Origin of the sequence: Muriicola jejuensis (assembly GCF_010671595.1) — a bacterium.
Taxonomy (GTDB): domain Bacteria; phylum Bacteroidota; class Bacteroidia; order Flavobacteriales; family Flavobacteriaceae; genus Muriicola; species Muriicola jejuensis.
In genome coordinates this window covers 498,263-518,364 of sequence record NZ_JAABOP010000001.1, presented here as the reverse complement: position 1 = coordinate 518,364, position 20,102 = coordinate 498,263, and the positions used below count along the sequence as shown (strand labels likewise).

The 20,102-nt window shown below is 49.0% G+C and carries 20 protein-coding genes; 15 read left to right on the top strand and 5 right to left on the bottom strand.

The annotated features are described in order from the left end of the window. The first annotated feature begins 31 nt into the window (after positions 1–31). A complete protein-coding gene (dnaG, locus tag GWK09_RS02385) occupies positions 32–2,011 on the top strand; it encodes a DNA primase (RefSeq protein ID WP_163691409.1) in 1,980 nt (659 codons plus the stop codon). 86 nt (positions 2,012–2,097) lie between these two features. Here the strand turns inward: dnaG and GWK09_RS02380 are convergent, their stop codons facing one another. Then, on the bottom strand, positions 2,098–2,727 hold the full coding sequence (locus GWK09_RS02380; RefSeq protein ID WP_163691408.1) for a response regulator: 630 nt from the start codon (positions 2,725–2,727) through the stop codon (positions 2,098–2,100). A 164-nt stretch (positions 2,728–2,891) separates the two neighbouring features. After that, the gene (gene nadE, locus GWK09_RS02375) at positions 2,892–3,680 is read right to left on the bottom strand and encodes an NAD(+) synthase (protein WP_163691407.1); all 789 of its coding nucleotides are present in this window, start codon (positions 3,678–3,680) and stop codon (positions 2,892–2,894) included. 94 nt (positions 3,681–3,774) lie between these two features. Here nadE and gldB point away from each other — a divergent pair, with 94 nt between their 5' ends. Together gldB and gldC are read left to right on the top strand one after the other, a co-directional pair. Continuing rightward, the gene (gene gldB, locus GWK09_RS02370) at positions 3,775–4,737 is read left to right on the top strand and encodes a gliding motility lipoprotein GldB (RefSeq protein WP_163691406.1); all 963 of its coding nucleotides are present in this window, start codon (positions 3,775–3,777) and stop codon (positions 4,735–4,737) included. Between the two features lie 92 nt (positions 4,738–4,829). Continuing rightward, positions 4,830–5,165, top strand: a complete 336-nt coding sequence (gene gldC, locus GWK09_RS02365) for a gliding motility protein GldC (protein WP_163691405.1) — start codon at positions 4,830–4,832, stop codon at positions 5,163–5,165. Here the strand turns inward: gldC and GWK09_RS02360 are convergent. Next, on the bottom strand, positions 5,162–5,875 hold the full coding sequence (locus GWK09_RS02360; protein WP_163691404.1) for a pirin family protein: 714 nt from the start codon (positions 5,873–5,875) through the stop codon (positions 5,162–5,164). The genes gldC and GWK09_RS02360 overlap by 4 nt on opposite strands. A gap of 101 nt (positions 5,876–5,976) precedes the next feature. Here GWK09_RS02360 and GWK09_RS02355 point away from each other — a divergent pair, with 101 nt between their 5' ends. Beyond that, positions 5,977–6,357, top strand: a complete 381-nt coding sequence (locus GWK09_RS02355) for a GTPase (protein ID WP_283401225.1) — start codon at positions 5,977–5,979, stop codon at positions 6,355–6,357. A 13-nt stretch (positions 6,358–6,370) separates the two neighbouring features. Here GWK09_RS02355 and yihA read toward each other — a convergent pair whose 3' ends face one another. After that, the gene (yihA, locus tag GWK09_RS02350; protein ID WP_163691403.1) at positions 6,371–7,003 is read right to left on the bottom strand and encodes a ribosome biogenesis GTP-binding protein YihA/YsxC; all 633 of its coding nucleotides are present in this window, start codon (positions 7,001–7,003) and stop codon (positions 6,371–6,373) included. 12 nt (positions 7,004–7,015) lie between these two features. After that, a complete protein-coding gene (locus GWK09_RS02345; protein WP_163691402.1) occupies positions 7,016–7,780 on the bottom strand; it encodes an alpha/beta fold hydrolase in 765 nt (254 codons plus the stop codon). Positions 7,781–8,039: 259 nt separating this feature from the next. Here GWK09_RS02345 and mraZ point away from each other — a divergent pair, with 259 nt between their 5' ends. Genes mraZ through GWK09_RS02290 form a run of 11 tightly spaced genes read left to right on the top strand, consistent with a single transcriptional unit; the run spans position 8,040 to position 20,098 of the window. Next, positions 8,040–8,504 carry a division/cell wall cluster transcriptional repressor MraZ gene (gene mraZ / locus GWK09_RS02340; RefSeq protein WP_163691401.1) on the top strand — a complete coding sequence of 155 codons (465 nt, stop codon included), beginning with the start codon at positions 8,040–8,042 and terminating at the stop codon, positions 8,502–8,504. After that, positions 8,491–9,387, top strand: a complete 897-nt coding sequence (gene rsmH, locus GWK09_RS02335) for a 16S rRNA (cytosine(1402)-N(4))-methyltransferase RsmH (RefSeq protein WP_163691400.1) — start codon at positions 8,491–8,493, stop codon at positions 9,385–9,387. The genes mraZ and rsmH overlap by 14 nt, the downstream gene beginning before the upstream one ends. Before the next feature lie 17 nt (positions 9,388–9,404). Next, positions 9,405–9,725: an FtsL-like putative cell division protein gene (locus GWK09_RS02330; protein WP_163691399.1), complete on the top strand. Its 321-nt coding sequence runs from the start codon at positions 9,405–9,407 to the stop codon at positions 9,723–9,725. Continuing rightward, on the top strand, positions 9,725–11,731 hold the full coding sequence (locus GWK09_RS02325; protein WP_163691398.1) for a penicillin-binding protein: 2,007 nt from the start codon (positions 9,725–9,727) through the stop codon (positions 11,729–11,731). The genes GWK09_RS02330 and GWK09_RS02325 overlap by 1 nt, the downstream gene beginning before the upstream one ends. Beyond that, on the top strand, positions 11,728–13,191 hold the full coding sequence (locus GWK09_RS02320; RefSeq protein ID WP_163691397.1) for a UDP-N-acetylmuramoyl-L-alanyl-D-glutamate--2,6-diaminopimelate ligase: 1,464 nt from the start codon (positions 11,728–11,730) through the stop codon (positions 13,189–13,191). Before GWK09_RS02325 ends, GWK09_RS02320 begins: the two co-directional genes overlap by 4 nt. 12 nt (positions 13,192–13,203) lie before the next feature. Further along, the gene (gene mraY / locus GWK09_RS02315) at positions 13,204–14,424 is read left to right on the top strand and encodes a phospho-N-acetylmuramoyl-pentapeptide-transferase (protein WP_163691396.1); all 1,221 of its coding nucleotides are present in this window, start codon (positions 13,204–13,206) and stop codon (positions 14,422–14,424) included. A 1-nt stretch (position 14,425) separates the two neighbouring features. Then, positions 14,426–15,760: a UDP-N-acetylmuramoyl-L-alanine--D-glutamate ligase gene (gene murD / locus GWK09_RS02310; RefSeq protein ID WP_163691395.1), complete on the top strand. Its 1,335-nt coding sequence runs from the start codon at positions 14,426–14,428 to the stop codon at positions 15,758–15,760. A 3-nt stretch (positions 15,761–15,763) separates the two neighbouring features. Continuing rightward, positions 15,764–16,957, top strand: a complete 1,194-nt coding sequence (locus GWK09_RS02305; protein WP_163691394.1) for an FtsW/RodA/SpoVE family cell cycle protein — start codon at positions 15,764–15,766, stop codon at positions 16,955–16,957. Continuing rightward, positions 16,944–18,044, top strand: a complete 1,101-nt coding sequence (gene murG / locus GWK09_RS02300) for an undecaprenyldiphospho-muramoylpentapeptide beta-N-acetylglucosaminyltransferase (RefSeq protein WP_163691393.1) — start codon at positions 16,944–16,946, stop codon at positions 18,042–18,044. Before GWK09_RS02305 ends, murG begins: the two co-directional genes overlap by 14 nt. Next, complete coding sequence (gene murC / locus GWK09_RS02295) at positions 18,037–19,389, top strand: UDP-N-acetylmuramate--L-alanine ligase (RefSeq protein ID WP_163691392.1); 1,353 nt, start codon at positions 18,037–18,039, stop codon at positions 19,387–19,389. The genes murG and murC overlap by 8 nt, the downstream gene beginning before the upstream one ends. Continuing rightward, positions 19,379–20,098, top strand: coding sequence for a cell division protein FtsQ/DivIB (locus GWK09_RS02290; protein ID WP_163691391.1), 720 nt, complete (start codon positions 19,379–19,381; stop codon positions 20,096–20,098). The genes murC and GWK09_RS02290 overlap by 11 nt, the downstream gene beginning before the upstream one ends. Positions 20,099–20,102: the final 4 nt, after the last annotated feature.

The following is a 20,102-nucleotide window of genomic DNA, read 5'->3' as shown; positions in this document are numbered from 1 at the left end:
TGTATTTTTAACCAGCTGTAAATCGCTCAGTTTGATCTCAAAATCTACAATAGACCAGGTATACGAAATGGCCCGTGTGGAGGAGGTGATCGGGGATTTTGTCAACCTGAAGAAATCCGGTTCCAACTTCAAAGGCCTAAGCCCGTTCACGGACGAACGCACTCCCAGTTTTATGGTCTCTCCTGTAAAACAGATTTGGAAAGATTTCAGCAGTGGCAAAGGGGGCAACGTGGTGGCATTTTTGATGGAGCACGAACACTTCACCTATCCGGAAGCCATCAAATACCTCGCAAAGAAGTATCAGATCGAGGTAGAGGAGACCGAGCAGTCTGATGAACAAAAAGAGCAGGCCAATGAACGGGAAAGTCTCTATCTGGTCTCCGAATATGCAAAGGAGTATTATGAGGGGGTCCTTTGGAATACAGAACCCGGAAAGGCCGTGGGCCTGTCGTATTTCAAAGAACGGGGGTTCACAGAGGAGACCATTCGTCTCTTTGGCCTGGGCTATGGGTTAGACGAATGGGATGCCTTTACCGAACAGGCCCTGGAAAAAGGGTATCAGCTGGATTATCTGGAGAAAACAGGTCTGACGATCGTGAAGGACGATCCCCGAAATCCAGGTCAAAAGCGGAAGTTTGACCGGTTCAAAGGGAGGGTTCTCTTTACCATACATTCCCTGAGCGGCCGGGTACTCGGGTTTGGTGGGCGTATCCTGGGGAATGACAAAAAAGCCGCAAAATACCTGAATTCTCCTGAAAGCGAGATCTACCACAAGAGCAAGGTGCTCTACGGGATCTATTTCGCCAAACAGGCCATTGCCAGGGAAGACAACTGCTACCTCGTTGAAGGGTATACGGACGTAATACAAATGTACCAGAGGGGTATACGGAACGTGGTGGCTTCCAGCGGTACGGCCCTTACCCCGGAGCAGATTCGCATAATCAGTCGACTCACAAAGAACATCACCGTTCTTTTTGACGGGGACGCCGCCGGTTTGCGGGCTTCCCTGAGAGGGGTCGACCTGATCCTGGAACAGGGGATGAACGTCCGCATCTGCACCTTCCCTGCCGGAGAGGATCCCGATAGTTTTGCAAAGAACAACGCCTATGAGGATGTGGTCCTGTACCTGGAAGAGAACTCAAAGGATTTTATACAGTTCAAAACCTCACTCCTGGCTAAGGAGGCAGCCAATGACCCCATAAAAAAGGCAGATACCATCCGCGATATCGTGGGCAGTATCGCCAAAGTTCCCGATCGTATCAAACGGGAGATCTACGTACAGCAATGTGCGGCCATGATGAATATCTCAGAAGAGGTACTGTTCAATACGCTGGCCCAGATCGGAAGGAAGGATTTTCAGGAGGCGAGCAAGCGAAGGAACCAGGAAACAAAGGCCTTTGAAGTGGTCCGGGATACTCCGGCCGAAGCGCGGGTGGACGTGCAATACGAGCTGGAGCGCAAGATCATAGAAATACTCCTGCTTTACGGTAAGGAAATGGAGGAATTCGAAGACCTGGTCCTCAAAGAGAATGAGGAAGGAGAACTGGTGCTTGAACCGGAACGCGTGGAGGCCAGGGTCTATGAAAAGATCTACCTCGACCTGCAGGAAGATGAGATAGAACTCACCCATGACCACTTTAAAACGATCTACTACAGGCTCATGGAAGCCCTGAACGAAAAAGAGGATTTCCAGATCGCAGAATTTTTGCACGAACTCGATCAACAGCTGGTCAATGATGTTTCATCCATCCTTATGGAAGAGGAGAAATACAACCTCCACAATTGGGAACGCAAGGATATCTATCCCAAGGAGAAGGCCAGGACGATCGCCCAGCTGGTAAGTGAGACCATACTCACACTGCGCTGTTTCCTGATCAAGAAGAGGATCCACAGCCTCCAGCAGGATACGGAGGAAAAAACCGAGGACAACAGTGAAGTACTGGAAGAGATCGTGCATTACCTTCAGCTGAACAAATTGCTCAACAACAAACTGAACAGGGTCTTGTCCTGAATGTCTCTGATCGACCAAAGAGGTAAGAGGATAAAAAAAACCTCCTGAATCATCAGGAGGTCTTTCTATAGTTAGCTTGGTATTCTTTAATACAATTCGAGGGCTTTTGCCTGCTGCAAGAGATCCACGAGGTTATCCACGTTGAGTTTTTTCATCAGCCTGGATTTGTAGGTGCTCACCGTCTTTTCATTGAGGTTGAGACCCTCGGCCACATCCTTGTTGCGTTTGCCACTGGCCAGAAGTTTCAGTACCTCCACTTCCCTGGTGGAAAGTTTTCTGAAGAATCGGCGTTGTTTCTGGGTGCCTTCGTCAAAGGCGAGTCGTTGCGCCAGTTCGTTGGTTATGAACATTTTACCCTGCCCGACTTTTTTAACGGCTGAGATGATGTAATCGAGGTCTGCGGATTTAGACAGGTATCCAAATGCACCTGCCCTGATGGTACTGAGGGCGTAGACATCCTCAGACTGGCCACTGTAGATGAGTACTTTCACATCAGGATACTCTTTCTTCATCTTTCTCAGGGTGGCGATACCGTTTATTTCAGGAATGTCCATTTCCAGGATAACAATATCCGGTTTCTTTTTCTTAAGGGCTTCGAATAGCTCGTTTGTGGTTGAGACGTCACCAAGTACTTCAAAATCCGCAACTGTATTGAGGACCTCCTTGATTCCCAATCTGACAATAGGGTGGTTGTCGGCAATTAAAATGTTGATCATCGTTGGTTATTTCTAGACAAATAGCGTAAGAATTACGCCTAAACCTAACACGCAATGTAAGGTTTTATTGTCTAAGTTCTATGGCAAAACTGTAAAAATATTAAGGTTTTACTACAATTTGCCGCCAACAATTCGTCTTAAATGCCCTATTTTCAGGTGATCGGTCATTTCAGAGTCTCCGGAATCTCACAAATGGGTATAGGAATCATCTTATGTTTGTTCGCCGTATTGAACTTCTTGTAGATTGCGAAAACTTCCGCTTCCCTTCCTTTAAAATCCTGTATTTTCCTCCTCTCCGTATCCATTTTTATGGCCCATTCCAATTCGGGGTAAGATGCACCTATCTGGTCTTCGTCAGTTCGGTCGTCTCCCCAGAGTCCGTCTGTGGGAGGCGCCATCAGGATGTCCTCATGCACCCCGAGGTATGAGCCCAGTTCATAAACTTCGGTTTTGAGGAGGTCCGCAATAGGGCTGAGGTCTACCCCCCCATCCCCGTATTTCGTGTAGAAACCAATGCCAAAATCCTCGACCTTGTTTCCAGTACCTGCGACCAGGTATCCCTTGAGGGCAGCGAAGTAATACAGGGTGGTCATGCGCAATCTGGCACGGGTATTGGCAAGTGACATAAAGCGCTCCTCTTCGTTCTCCACCTTGGGCAGGGCGCTCACAAGCTGGTCAAAGACCGGGGTCAGATTTACGGGTTGCCTGCTCACATTGGGATAGTTTGCAATAAGCCAGTCTATGTGCTTGTCTGCACGGGTTACCTGGTTCTCGCTCTGGTGTATTGGCATTTCCACGCAAAGGACATCCAGGCCCGTTCGGGCGCAGAGGGTGGAGGTCACCGCTGAATCGATCCCACCGGAAACTCCTACCACGAAGCCCTTCGTCTTTGCATTCGTACTGTATTCCTTGAGCCAATCTACAATATGAGCTACTACTTTATCCGTTTGCATGATCTTCTAGAATTTAATTGAAATGCTGTACCTTTGGGCTCGTAAAAATAACCCCTGCAGACGTAATATTAAAGCGCTAAACCCATTACTTTTTATGATCAGGTCCTTCTTTCTTGGAATCCTTTCTATTCTCATTTTATCAGGGTGTGCAGATGAAAAAGCAATTCCGGAGGAGATCCTGAATCAGCCGGTGCAACTGGAAATAAAAAGGTTTGACAGGGAGTTTGCCCAAACCGATGTTAATAGTCTGCCGGACCTCAAAGCGAGATACCCCTATTTCTTCCCTCCTCAGTACTCGGATAGCATATGGCTTGCTAAACTACAGGATACCATCCAGGTTGAATTGAGGCAGGCCGTGGACAGCGCCTATGCCGATTTCGGGGAAGAAGAAGAGGAACTCACCCTGTTATTTAAACACGTCGCATACTATTTTCCGCAATACCCTATCCCTGACCTGATTACCCTGACCACGGATGTGGACTACGAGAACCGCATCATCCTGACAGATTCCCTTCTGCTTATCGGTCTGGATAATTATCTGGGGAAAGATCACAGGTTCTACGCCGGGATCGATCGCTATATTGCGAAAGGTCTGGACTCCCAGTACCTGGAGAGCGATATAGCCAGTGCCCTGGCTAAGAAAGTGGTGCCATTTCCTGATGACCGGAGCTTCCTGGCCCAGATGATCTATTACGGAAAGGAGCTGTACCTGAAGGATCTGCTGCTGTCCTGGCAGACCGACGGGCAAAAAATAGGGTATGAGGAGGAAGAACTGGCCTGGGCCCGGGCGAATGAAGAGCAGATATGGCGCTATTTTGTCGAAAGGGAATTGCTCTACAGCACAGACTCAAAACTGGCGCCCCGTTTCCTGGACCCTGCCCCGTTTTCTAAGTTCAGGCTGGAACTCGACAATGAATCCCCTGGACGATTGGGCCGCTACATAGGATGGCAGATCGTAAGGGCCTTTATGGAGCGCACGGATACTCCTGTAAACCGCTTGTGGACCACACCGGCAGAGATCGTATTCAAGGAATCCAACTACAAACCCCAGAAATAAGGCTATGTAATGAGTCGTAACAGATCGTGATTCCCACCGAGATGTTTATTGGCGAATTACATCTGACCTGTAAAAAATCTAAAAATACACAGATGAAAAAGGAAGAGACCTCAGAGATCCTGCTCAGGATCACCCTCGATGAGAACCGCATCCCCGAAAAGTTGAGCTGGTCTGCCCAGGATGGGGGGATCGTCGACGAGGAAGCCAAAGCCATGCTACTGTCTGTTTGGGACAGCAAGAACAAAGAGTCTCTCAAGATCGACCTCTGGACCAAGGACATGCCCCTGGATGAGATGAAGGTCTTTTTTCACCAGACCCTCCTTTCCCTCTCAGATACTTTTATGAAAGCGACCCAGGACGAGAAGATGACGGCTACCATGAAGGATTTCTGCGCCTATTTCGCTGAGAAACTCGAACTGGAGGGCTAATTGGCCATAGGCACTTCCATCAGCAACAACTTGGAAGGCTCCATGGTACTGAATTCTAAGGAATCCGTCTCCCACACCCCCAGGCCATCCCTTCTGTAAACGCGTTCTCCGGCCACGTCACAGGAACCCTCCAGCACAAAAATATACAGTCCGTTGCCCTTCTTTTTAAAGGTGTAGGGGATCACAACCCCGGAGGTTAATTCACCTAAATGAAACCAGGCGTCCTGGTGTATCCAAATGCCTTCATCTTCGGGAACAGGCGAAATGATCTGATGGAACCGGTCCCTGAGATCTTCCGGTTCAAGGGTGATCTGATCGTATCTCGGGGTCACATTCGCCTTCTTGGGCAGTACCCAGATCTGAAGGAATTTCACCGCCCTGTCCGAATTCCTGTTCTTCTCGCTGTGGCTCACTCCGGTCCCTGCACTCATAGCCTGTATATCGCCTGAACGGATCACTGCTACGTTGCCCATGCTGTCCCTGTGCTCCAGGTCACCTTCCAGCGGGATGGAAATGATCTCCATATTCTGGTGGGGGTGGGTACCGAAACCCATCCCCGGGGATACTTCGTCATCATTGAGAACCCTGAGAACGCCAAAATTCATTCTGGATGGATCGTAATAATTTGCAAAGCTAAAGGTGTGATATGAGTTAAGCCACCCGTGATTTGCATGGCCCCGGCTATCTGCCTTGTGGAGGATCTTTTTCATAGGTATTATTTTTGCCCTTCTCAGTCGTAAGGAAAAGGAATTCCTGACGACTCTTCCCGGGGAATTAATCTATTTTTCCGGAGAAACAAAATTCGGTACTTGTGGGCAGAGATCCAATTCAAAAATTACTGTTTGTATACAATGCAGATTCGGGCCTGGGAAACGGTCTTATCGACGCGGCCCACAAAGTGCTGAGCCCGCATACGTATGAGTGCAGGCTGTGTGAATTGACCCATGGCACATTATTGGAGAAACCGGAATGGAAAAGATTCAGGAAGAAATCCGTCGTTCCGATGGAATTCCTTCACAAGGATGAATTCCGCAAAGCCTATGCTTCTAAATTCATGCCGGCCCTGACCTTTCCCATCGTCCTGGAAGTTACCGATTACGAAATGAACATTTTTCTGGGGACCCGGGAACTCAATGCCCTCGCAGGGACGGAAGACCTGGTCCGGGAGATTGAAGTCCGTTTACAACTTTAGTGAGCCTGGTTTTTTAAGGCCTGAATGATCCCTGGCCCTGTTGAGCATGGTAATCAGAATTGATCTGCCCTATATAATCCAGGATCTCGTCCCTGCCCGCAGATTTTAAAGAAGAGGTGACAAAATGAAGGGGGGCCTCCTCCCAAACTCCCTCGGTCATCGTCTTGAGGTAGGCCTTTACCTGGCGTTCTATGGCGTTGGGCTTGAGTTTATCTGATTTGGTGAAAACGATGGCAAAGGGGATGCTGTTTTCTCCCAGCCATTCCATGAAATTGAGGTCTATGGGCTGAGGATCGTGGCGGATATCCACCAGTACAAAGGCGCTGATGAGCTGTTTCCTCTTAAGAAAATACTCGGTGATATACTTCTGGAAGGTCTTTTTATCCTTTTTGGAGACCCGGGCATACCCATATCCAGGGAGGTCCACCAAAAACCAGTTATCGTTGATCCTGAAATGGTTGATCAACTGGGTCTTTCCCGGCCTGCCGGAGGTTTTAGCGAGGGATTTTCTCTCCGTCAGCATATTGATGAGGGAACTTTTGCCGACGTTAGACCGACCTATAAAGGCGTATTCAGGGATGGGGTCCGAGGGGCAGCTGGCCACACTGGAATTACTCATGACAAAGTCGGCCGACTTTATTTTCATGATCTCCCGGACTTAGAAATTGCGTTGCTCAAGCCACTTGGCAAGGATCTCGTTAAATTCATCAGGATGCTCCATCATAGGGGCATGTCCGCACTTCTCAATCCAGAAGAGGTCTGAATCGGGAAGGAGCTCGTGAAATTCCCTGGCTACGTTCGGGGGTGTTACCGAATCATTTTCGCCCCAGATTATACAGGTAGGGGTTTGCATGTGAGGCAGGTCCTTAGACATATTGTGCCTGATGGCGCTTTTGGCAATAGCCAGGGTCTTGATCAGTTTCATCCGGTCATTCACCGTGGCAAAGACCTCGTCCACGATCTCCTTGGTGGCTACCGCCGGGTCGTAAAAAACGTCCTGTGCCTTCTTTTTGATGAATTCGTAATCTCCCCGCTTGGGGTACCCATCCCCCATGGCACTTTCGTAAAGACCGGAACTGCCGGTTATAACAAGGGCCTTAACCATTTCCGGATAGAGTTTGGTATGCAGCAGTCCAATATGCCCTCCCAGGGAATTTCCGAGCAGGATCACGTCTTTAAGACCTTTGTATTCAATAAACTGCTCCAGGAACTTCGCAAAATTTTTGACGTTGGTCTTTAGCATGGGCATGCTGTATATAGGCAATTCAGGGACCAGCACCTGGTACCCTTTCCTGGGAAAGTAATTGGTGACCCCTTCGAAGTTACTCAGACCCCCCATCAAACCGTGAAGGATGATCATAGGAGTACCTTCTCCTACTTCTATATAGCGGTATTTTCCGTCCTTCTTAATCGTATTCTCCATGCTCAACAGCTTCTGTTGTCAGTGGGCAAATATAGGCATTTCCCATATATGGGGCCATTTAATGAGATATGAGAATTCTTACCTCCATATGATAGAAGCGCTTTTTCGCACATCTCCGCCTTGCGGAGATAGTCCGTGCACTAAGTGGAATTTCCGGTTCAGATTTGGAAAAAAAACAAACAAAGTGGTAATTTGTGGTAAATAGTGGTAATAATTTCTATATATTTGAGTTTATATACAGAAGACCAACCAAGTTTGAATGATCAGTTTCATTGGGACATATGATTGCAAAGCCGATGCTAAGGGAAGGGTAATGATACCCGTTACCCTTAAGAATCAAATGGCCCCGATCATCAACAATGGTTTTGTTATCAAGCGTTCGGTATTCCAGCCTTGCCTCGAACTTTATCCTATGGAAGAATGGAATTTGCTGATGCAGAAAATGAACCGAAAGAATCGATTCAAAAAGAAGAACAACGACTTTATAAGGAGGTTTTCAGCTGGCGTCAAGCCTGTGGAGGTCGATGCTACCGGCCGCCTCCTCATTCCAAAAAATCTTATAGCCGTGGCCGGGATCAACAAGGAAGTGGTGCTGAGCTCAGCGATCAATATCATCGAGATCTGGGATAAGGACAGCTATGAAAAGGTACTCGATGAGACGGCAGAGAACTTTGCAGAATTGGCCGAAGAGGTCATGGGTGACGATGGCGATGAGCTATCATAACCCCGTTCTGCTTCATCCTGCGGTGGATGGACTTGATATAAAAGCGGATGGCGTCTATGTAGACATCACCTTCGGAGGAGGAGGGCATTCGCGGGAGATCCTCAGAAGGCTGGGGGAACAAGGCAGGTTGATTGCCTTTGACCAGGACGAGGACGCTCTGCAAAATGAGATAAAGGATGATCGATTTACCCTGATCAATGAGAATTTCAGGTACCTCGGTCAGTTTTTAAAGTTCTATGGCATTCGGAAAGTGAACGGCATCCTGGCTGATTTCGGGGTCTCTTCCCATCAGTTCGACAGTGCAGAGAGGGGATTTTCCACTCGTTTTGAAGGGGGACTCGATATGAGGATGACCAGGCGCAACGAGCTCTCGGCCTTTGACATTGTAAATACCTATCCGGCAGATCAGCTGAGCCAGGTGTTGAAAGAGTACGGCGAGATCAGGAACGCCCAGGCGATGACCCGGGCCATCATTTCTGCCAGGAAAGAGAAGCCGATCAGGACCTCTTCTGAATTAAAGGAGGTGTTGAGGGGATTTTTGCCGGCCCATAAGGAGCACAAGATCCTCGCCCAGGTCTACCAGGCGATACGGATCGAAGTGAACCAGGAGTTGGAGGCGATCAAAGAGTTTTTACTCCAGACCCCCGATCTGCTGGTGACAGGTGGCAGGCTGAGCGTGATCAGTTACCATTCCCTGGAGGACCGCCTGGTAAAGCGGTTCATATTGACCGGGAATTTTGAAGGAGAACTGAAAAAGGACTTTTACGGCAAACCGCTAAAGCCCTTTGATAAGGTGGGAGGCCTGATCGTACCGACAGAGGAGGAGATCAGAGAGAACAACAGAGCCAGGAGTGCGAAACTGAGAATAGCAGAGAGAAGATAACCATATAGACCATTAAGATGAAAGAGGGAATTGTATCCATATTAAAAGGGAAGTTTCTGGTAAGCGGGGACGCGCCAAAGAACTGGCTCTTCCTTGTTTTTGCCTCTTTCCTGGCCACTATCATGATTTCCAGCTCCCACAGTGCAGACAAAAAGGTGCACCAGCTTGCCGCCCTGAATGAGGAGGTCAAGGCTTTGCGCAGCGAGTTTGTCGAGATGCGATCCGATGTCCAAAAGCAAAAACTGGAGTCGACCGTAAGACTGGCAGTAGCCGAAAAGGGTCTGCTTCCCTCTGAATCGCCTCCAAAGAAGATCAAAGTTAAATCCGCTACTCCGTAATGGCCTTTAACCCGAAACATATCCTTACCAGGTTATACCTCGTCTCGGGGACCATGTTCCTTTTTGCAGGTCTGGTCCTTTTTAAATTGGTGAGCATACAGATGGTGCAGGGCGATAAATACAAGGAACTGGCTCTGGAACGCACCGAGAAGATGTTTACCATCCCTCCAAACCGGGGTAATTTGTACTCTGATGACGGCAGTTTGCTCGCTACCTCGGTCTCCAAATACTCCATTCGGTTTGATGCGGTTACCGTAAAGGACGAAGATTTCAAGAAACTGGTCGGTCCACTTTCCAAAGAATTGGGGAGGCTCCTGAACAAGCCCGCCTCCCATTTTGAACAACTCCTTCGCAAGGCAAAGGCCCAAAAGAACCGGTATGCTCTTATTGCCCGCAACCTGGACTACTCCGAGTATATGAGTGTAAAGGGGTTCCCGCTTTTCAACCTGGGGCCGTACCGGGGCGGACTCATCGTAGACCAGAAGACCGTTCGCGAACACCCTCTTGGCAAGATAGCCGAAAGGAGTGTGGGGTATGAGCGTTTCGACGAAAATGGCTACGCCACCCGGGTAGGTCTGGAAGGTGCCTTCGGGGAATACCTGAGGGGAAAGGAAGGCAAACGGCTTAAACAAAAGATCGCTAAGGGACAATGGAAGCCTATTGGTCTTGATAACATTATAGAACCCCAGGACGGGTACGATGTGATCTCTACGATCGATATCAATATCCAGGATATAGCCCATCACGGGCTTTTGAAGCAACTCGAAAAATACAAGGCAGACCACGGCTGCGTGATCGTGATGGAGACCCATACGGGTGAGATCAAGGCTATCTCAAACCTCGGCAGGACCGAAGAGGGTAAATACTACGAACGCCTGAATTACGCAGTAGGAGAATCCCACGAACCGGGATCTACCTTTAAACTGATGTCCCTCGTGGCGGCCCTTGAAGACCAGGTGGTAGATACCAATACGGTAATCGACACCGAAAAGGGCAGGTGGAGGCTCTACGACCGAGTGGTAAGGGATTCCAAGCACGGCGGATACGGGGAGATCACGGTGTCAGAGGCCTTTGAGGTCTCTTCGAATACGGCCTTTGCCAAAATGATCCACAACGGATATAAAAATGACCCACAGGCTTTCGTGAATCGACTCAGGCAAATGGGGTTACATGAAGAACTGGGCCTGCCCATAAAAGGGGAAGGCCGGCCGGTGATTCGCAACCCGGGAGACAAAGGGTGGTCCGGTATCTCCCTGGCCTGGATGTCTCACGGATATGAGGTCTCCCTGACACCTCTTCAGATCCTCGCCTTTTACAACGCTATTGCCAACGACGGGCAATTGCTGAGGCCGAGGCTGATCAAGGAGGTAAAGGAATGGAACAGCACCATCCAGAAATTCGAGAAAGAGGTGATCAATCCCATGATCTGTTCTGAGGAGACCGTCCGGAAAGTACAGCAACTGCTCAAAAATGTGGTGGAAAAGGAACACGGGACAGGACACAGGCTGTACACCAGTGATTTTTCCATGGCAGGAAAAACGGGGACAGCCCAGAAGAATTACGTGGGGAAGGATCCTGATAAGCTAAAGTATATATCCACTTTTGCGGGCTATTTCCCGGCAGATGACCCCAAGTATTCCTGTATCGTGATCATCCATGAACCGGATAAGAGCGTGGGGTATTACGGGGCTGATGTTTCGGGCCCGGTATTCAAATCCATCGCCCAAAAGATCTACGCCAACAATCCCATGGTGGATGAGGTGGCCGACCTGGACCCATTCAACGAGGCACTGGAAGATGCCTATGAATCCTATTTCGAAGAAGTACAAAAGGACCTTCAAACCATTCCTGACCTGAAAGGGATGAGCGGGATGGATGCCGTGTCCATTCTGGAGAACCTCGGTCTTCAGGTAGAGGTCAGAGGTAACGGGAAAGTCAAGAAACAATCTGTGAGCCAGGGAACCCGGCTGAATCAGGTGACCAAAATAATTCTGGAATTGTCATGAAATCGCTTAAGGACATCCTGTACGGAGTAGGCCTCACGGCAGTGAGCGGGACCACCGCCAAGCTCGTGAACCACATCTGTTTCGATTCCAGGGAAGTCGGCATGGACGATGTATTCGTGGCCATTCGCGGGACCCAGTCAGACGGGCATGGATTTATTGAGAAAGCGATCGCCTCAGGCGCAAATGCGGTGGTTTGTGAACAATTGCCTGAAAAACTGGTGAATGAGGTTAGCTACCTCGAAGTGGAAGATTCCAAAAAAGCCCTTGCGGTGATGGCCGCCAACTTTTACGAAAATCCTTCAAAGAACCTCAAATTGGTGGGGGTTACGGGTACCAACGGAAAGACCACAGTTACCACCCTGCTTTACAGATTGTTCAAAAAGGCAGGTTTTAAAGTGGGTTTAATCTCCACCATCCGGATCATGGTAGACGAGAAGGAATACCCCACCCGACATACAACGCCGGATGCGCTCACCATCAATCGATACCTGTCCCTGATGAGCGAGGCAGGGGTAGAATACTGTTTTATGGAGGCCAGTTCTCATGGGATCGATCAGAGACGCACGGCCGGACTCGTATTTGCGGGGGCCATTTTCACCAACCTTTCCCATGATCACCTCGATTACCATAATACTTTCGCCGAATACCGGGATGCGAAGAAGAGACTCTTCGACGAGTTGCCCAAAAATGCCTTCGCCCTGGCCAACATGGATGACAAGAACGGTTTGGTCATGCTGCAGAATACCAAAGCGAGAAAATACACCTACGCCCTGAAATCCTATGCGGATTACCGGGCCCAGATCCTGGAAAACCAATTCAGCGGGCAGTTGCTGAAGATCGATAACAATGAACTCTGGACCAAACTCATCGGGCATTTCAACGCCTACAACATCCTGGCTATCTACGCAACGGCCGATCTGATGGGTCTGGATAAATTCGAAACCCTTAAACTTCTCAGCGAACTCGAAAACGTCGACGGGAGGTTTCAATACCATATCTCTAAGAATCGCATAACGGCTATTGTTGATTATGCCCATACGCCGGACGCTTTAAAAAATGTGCTGGAAACAATCAGTGCATTGAGGACTGGAAATGAAAGCGTCATCACCGTAGTGGGGTGCGGTGGTGATCGTGACAAGTCTAAGCGTCCGGTAATGGGGCATATCGCCTCCTCCATGAGCAACAAGGTGATCTTCACCTCTGACAACCCCAGATCCGAACCCCCGGCGTCCATTATTTCGGAAATGGAAGCAGGAGTGGAACCTCAGCACTCTCTGAAGGTACTGGCCATTGAAAACAGGGAACAGGCTATAAGGACGGCCTGTCAGCTGGCTGGTGCACAGGACATAATCCTTCTTGCTGGAAAGGGACATGAGACGTACCAGGAGACGAACGGGAACAGGGTCGACTTTGATGATTTCAAGATCGTGAAACGCATTCTGGAAGAATTGAAAAAATAAGCAGTATAAACTATGCTATACTATCTGTTTGAATATTTGGAAAAACAATACCAGTTCCCGGGAGCTACCCTTTTTCAGTTCCTCACCTTCCGGGCAGCCATGGCGGTATTGCTTTCCCTTGTATTGGCGACCACCCTCGGGAAGCGGATCATCCTGCTACTCAGGCGCAAGCAGATAGGGGAGACGGTCCGTGACCTCGGGCTGGAAGGGCAGCAGCAGAAACAGGGAACACCCACCATGGGAGGGATTATCATCATTATGTCTACCCTGGTCCCCGTACTTCTGTTCGCAAGATTGGACAATATCTATGTGATCCTGTTGATCGTCACTACTCTCTGGATGGGGATCATCGGATTTATAGACGACTATATAAAGATCTTCAGGAAGAACAAAGATGGCCTTAAAGGAAGGTTTAAAATCCTGGGACAGGTGGTCCTGGGGTTGATGGTAGGTGCTACCCTGTTCTTTCATCCCGAGGTCACCATGAAAGAAAAGAACAAGACCACGATCACGGAGCGATTCGAGGTCAGGGATGTGGAAGGGAAGGAATTGAAATCGACCAAGACCAACATCCCCTTCTTTAAGAACAATGAGCTCGACTATGGGGAAGTGGTTTCCTGGTTTGGCGCAGATCCTCAGAAATACGCCTGGCTGGTCTTTATCCCTATCGTGATCTTTATTGTCACGGCGGTCTCCAACGGTGCCAACCTGACGGATGGGATCGATGGCCTTGCCGCAGGTACATCTGCGATCATCGTACTTACCCTCGGCATTTTCGCATGGGTCTCCGGTAATATTATTTTCTCAAACTACCTGGACATATTCTATATACCCAGGGCAGGGGAACTGGTCGTCTTTATCTCGGCCTTTGTGGGTTCCCTGGTGGGATTTCTGTGGTACAATGCGTACCCGGCCCAAGTGTTCATGGGGGATACGGGAAGCCTTACCATAGGCGGGGTGATAGCGGTCATCGCCATCATCGTGCGAAAGGAACTGCTCATCCCCATCTTGTGCGGGATCTTTTTTGCAGAGTCCCTCTCGGTCATGATGCAGGTGAGCTATTTCAAGTATACCAAGAAGAAATACGGGGAAGGGAGGCGCATTTTTCTGATGTCGCCCCTTCATCATCATTATCAGAAGAAAGGCTATCACGAAAGCAAGATCGTCACCAGATTCTGGATCATCGGGATCTTGCTGGCCATCGTGACCATAGTAACCCTAAAGGTACGATAGGATGGATCGCCTGGTGGTTCTGGGAGGAGGCGAAAGCGGAGTGGGCACAGCCATCCTGGGGAAAAAGAAAGGATATGAGGTATTTGTCTCGGACAAGGGACAGATCCAGAAAAAGTACAAGGACGTTCTTATTCATTTTGGATTGGATTGGGAAGAAGGCGGTCATTCGGAGGAGAAGATCCTCAATGCAAGCCTGGTGATGAAGAGCCCGGGGATCCCGGACAAGGCACCCCTGGTGCAAAAACTCATCGCAAAGGGCATTCCCGTGATCTCCGAGATCGAGTTTGCATCCAGGTATACGCAGGCCACCATTATCGGGATCACCGGGAGCAATGGAAAGACCACCACCACCATGCTGACCTACCATATTTTCAAACAGGCGGGCCTGTCAGTGGGTATGGCGGGAAATATCGGCGATAGCTTCGCCAAAATGGTGGCTGAGACCGAAAAGGACTATTACGTCCTGGAGATCAGCAGCTTCCAGTTGGATGGGATCACGGATTTCCGGCCTCACATCGGGATGATCACCAATATCACCCCGGATCACCTGGACCGGTACGACTACGATTTTACAAAGTACGTAGCGTCTAAATTCAGGATCACCATGAACCAGGGCAAGGAGGATTATTTCATTTATGACGGGGATGATGAGGTGATCACCTCCCACCTAGAGAACCACCCGGTCCGGGCCGTATGCCTGCCCTTCTCATTGGAAGGGGAAGGAAGAGAAGGAACCAGCCTTAGGAAAGAACAATTTATTATAAAGACACAAGAGGACATTATGGAATTAGCATCAGATTCATTAGCACTGGAGGGAAAGCACAACCTCAAGAATACCATGGCCGCGATCACGGCGGCCAAATTAGTGGGTATACGGAAGGAAGTGATCCGGGAGAGCATACAAAATTTTCAGGGTGCCGATCACAGGCTGGAAAAGGTGCTGAAAATACACCATGTACAGTACATCAACGATTCAAAGGCCACCAATGTAAATGCCACCTATTACGCCCTGGACAGTATGACCACACCTACGGTATGGATCGTGGGAGGGGTAGACAAGGGGAATGACTACAAGGTGCTCATGCCCCTGGTTCGCGAAAAGGTAAAAGCCATAATTTGCCTGGGTATGGACAATTCCAAACTCAGGGAGGTATTCAGCAATGCGGTAGACATTTTTGTGGAGACCTACGCCATGTCCGAAGCCGTAAAGGTAGCTTACAAGGTTGCCGAAAGGGGGGATTCCGTACTGTTGTCACCAGCATGTGCGAGTTTCGACCTCTTTCAGAATTACGAAGACCGGGGCAATCAGTTTAAGGAGGCCATCAAAAACCTTTAAACAATGAAGATATTCAGCCACATACAGGGAGATAAGGTCATATGGGCTGTGGTGGCCCTGCTGGCTTTGTTCTCATTCCTGCCGGTCTACAGCGCCAGCAGTAACCTGGTCTATGTGGTGGGGAACGGTACCACTATGGGTCACCTGGTGAAACACGGTCTCTTACTCTTTCTTGGATTTGGCATCATTTACGGGGTTCACAAGATACCGGCACATTATTTTAAAGGGCTGTCCATTATTGCGATGCCCGTGGTACTGGCACTTCTGGTGTATACCCTGGCACAGGGTACTACCATAGGGGGAGCCAACGCGAGCAGGTGGATCCGGTTACCCCTGGTGGGGATCACCTTTCAGACCTCCACCCTGGCTTCAGTGGTCCTGATGGTGTATATCGCCCGCTACCTCTCGAAGATCAAGGAGAAGGAGATCACTTTCAAGGAGAGTATTTTACCTCTGTGGTCCCCTGTATTTTTGATCGTCATGCTGATCCTGCCTGCGAACTTTTCCACGGCAGCCATCCTTTTCTTCATGGTTCTCGTGTTGTGTTTCCTGGGGGGCTACCCTGTGAAATATCTGACCGGGGTCGTGGGAATCGGGCTGTTGGGGTTATTGCTATTCGTGCTGGTGGCCAAGGCGGCTCCAGACCTTTTTCCAAACAGGGTAGACACCTGGATGAACCGGTTGGAAAGTTTCTGGGATCCAGCAGACACGGAGGCAGACTATCAGATAGAAAAAGCAAAAATTGCCATTGCCAGCGGGGGCCTCGTGGGTAACGGGGCAGGCAAGAGCGTCATGAAGAATTTCCTTCCTCAGAGTTCTTCGGATTTTATATATGCCATTATCGTGGAGGAATACGGGCTAATTGGGGGTTTCTCCCTCATGTTCGTGTATATGCTCCTCCTTTTCAGGATCGTGGTCGTAGCCAATGCCAATACCTCGGTCTTCGGGAAATTGCTCGTAGTGGGGGTTGGCTTGCCGATCGTATTCCAGGCACTCATCAATATGGCAGTGGCGGTAGAACTGTTTCCCGTCACAGGACAGACCCTGCCGCTTATCAGCAGTGGGGGTACATCGATCTGGATGACCTGCCTGGCCATTGGAATTGTACTGAGTGCGAGCAGGAAGAATGAGCAGGCTGAAGAGCAGAAGGAAATAGATGAGAATAACCCTTTAGAAGTCTTGAGTGGGCAGTTATAGGATCATTCTCTCAGGAGGAGGCACAGGAGGGCATATCTATCCGGCAATCTCTATTGCCAATGAGTTTAAAAGGAGATTCCCGGATGCAGAGATCTTGTTTGTGGGAGCACAGGACAGGATGGAGATGGAAAAGGTGCCTCAGGCAGGATACGAAATAAAAGGATTGTGGATCAGTGGATTACAGAGAAAACTAAGCGTAAAGAATCTGCTCTTCCCAATTAAAGTGATAAGTAGTTTGATAAGAGCGAGAAACATAGTAAGAAAGTTCAATCCGGATGTGGTAGTCGGGACAGGCGGCTTTGCAAGCGGACCTGTTTTGCAGGTGGCCTCCCGCAAGGGTGTACCCTGCCTGCTGCAGGAACAGAACTCCTACGCGGGGATCACCAATAAATGGCTTTCCGGGAAGGTAGACAGGATCTGTGTGGCCTATGGGGGGATGGAAAAATTCTTCCCAAAAGAGAAGATCGTATTTACGGGGAATCCCGTGAGGGCCGCTCTGGTTAATCTCCCGGAAGATGCGAAGGGATCATACGAATTCTTCGATCTCCTCCCGGAGAAAATGACCCTCCTGGTTCTCGGAGGAAGCCTCGGATCTAGGCGTATCAACCAGCTCATCGAATCCCAGCTTCCCTTTTTCAAGGCATCGGGATTACAGCTCGTCTGGCAATGCGGCTCTGGGTATTACGAACAATACAAACACCTGAATTCTGATACTGTAAAGGTATTTGGATATTTAAATCATATGGAACACGGCTATAGAATTGCGGATATCATTATTTCCAGGTCAGGAGCCGGTTCCGTCTCAGAACTCTGTATGGTAGGCAAACCTGTCATGTTCATCCCTTCGCCCAATGTGGCGGAGGATCATCAGACCAAAAACGCATTGGCTTTGGTGAAACAGCAGGCCGCGCTTATGATAAGGGAAGAGGAACTCGATGCGGAGTTCAAACCGGCCTTCGAGGAGCTGCTAAACTCCGGAGAGAAGCGAGCAGAACTCGGCAGGAACATCAAAAGTCTGGCAAAGCCCGGGGCTACGGAAAGTATTGTGGATGAGATCGTGGAATTACTCAATAACAGGCATGGATAGATTCGATTTCCATAGGGTTTATTTTATCGGGATCGGAGGCATAGGAATGTCTGCCCTGGCCAGGTATTTTGTATTCCGCGGTATGGAAGTGGCGGGCTATGACAAAACCCCATCACCCCTGACCATGGAATTGGAGGCCCTGGGGATGGATATTCATTATTTGGATGATCTTTCCCTTGTGCCGGCTCCATTCCTCGATCCGTCAGACACCCTGATCGTTTATACTCCAGCCGTGCCAGTGGATCACAGTGAATGGACTCACTTTAAGGAACACGGGTTCAGGGTTCAGAAGCGATCTGAGGTCCTTGGAACGATCACTCGGGACACCTTCTGTTTCGCTGTGGCAGGAACCCATGGGAAGACCACCACTTCCAGCATACTGGCACATTTGCTCAGGGAGACAGGTACACCCCTCACGGCTTTCCTCGGAGGAATTTCAGAAGACTTCAACAGCAATTTTATCAGTGAGGGAGACGAATACTCTGTGGTGGAAGCAGATGAATTTGACCGATCCTTTTTGAGACTCCATCCGAACGTGGCCTGCATAACCTCTATGGATGCGGACCATCTGGACATCTACGGTGACCAGGAATCGCTGCGTGCATCCTTCCTCGAATTTGCCTCCAGGCTCAAACCCGGCGGAAAACTCTTCGTAAGGAACGGGCTGCCCTTAAAGGGCATCACCTATGGAATTGAGGACGATTCCGATTACTGCATAAGGAATATAAAGATTGAACATGGCACCTACATATTCGATTTGGGCACCCCTGAAAGAACACTCGAAGGGGTGAGATTCAATAAGCCGGGCAGACATAACCTGCTCAATGGCTTAGTGGCTTTCGCAATGGCGATCCAGGCCGGTCCCCCGCCGGATCGCCTCGCGAAGGCACTGGAAACCTTCAAGGGTGTACAGAGACGTTTCTCCTATAAGATCCGGAAGGACAACCTGATCTTTATTGACGATTACGCCCACCACCCAGCGGAAATCGACGCCGTGCTGGAAGCGATCCGGGAAATGCATCCGGGGAAGAGCATCCTGACGGTCTTTCAACCCCATCTGTTTTCCAGGACCAGGGATTTTATGGAGGATTTTGCCAAAAGCCTGTCCGGATTCGACAGTATTCTGTTGCTGGATATCTACCCGGCCCGTGAAAAACCGATCCCCGGAGTTACTTCCCAGGGCTTGTTGGAACGGATCTCAAACCCGAAGAAAAAACTGGTCACAAAACAGGAATTGGCCAAAGAAATAAAGGCACAAAATCCCGAGATCCTGGTAACGCTGGGAGCAGGGGACATAGGCCTTGAAGCAGACTCACTAAAACGCGAATTTGACTATGAAAATTAATTGGAACTATATCAAAACGTTCTGTTTAATAATCTGTATAACAGGACTTTATGCATTTTCTAATCATCGAAATGCCGTCAGACCCATCGGTGAGGTGGAGATCGTTTTTGAAGGAGACAACAATGTATACCTATCCAAGGATATGGTTAATAAATTGTTAATACAAAATTACGGAAGCATCCTGATGGAGGATAAAGAAAAGGTAGTTTTGAATACTATAGAAAAGGTCCTCGAGACCCATGATATGGTGAAAAGTGCCCAAGTATATCTTACTATTGATGACAAACTTACATCCAAAATTTTCCAAAGGCAGCCCATAGGCAGAGTTAAAGGGAATTCAACTTTCTACCTTGATGAGGATGGAAAATCTATGCCCTTATCCAAGTTGCACTCCGCCAGGGTACCTATCATAACAGGGGAGATTACCGGTAAGAGTCTGGATGATGTATTTGAAATACTGAAGTATATAAACAAGGACGATTTTCTCAGGAAGAACGTGATCGGGATTCACATTCTTTCTGAAGAGCGGTACCAGTTAAAATTCAGGGTGGAGGATTTTATCGTGAACCTGGGGGACGTCAGGGACCTTGAAGCGAAGTTCAAAAACTTCAAGGCTTTCTACGCGAAGGCCCTAAAAGACAAATCCCTCAAGGATTACGCCGTGGTAAGTTTAGAATTTGACAACCAAGTTGTGTGCACAAAAATATAAGATT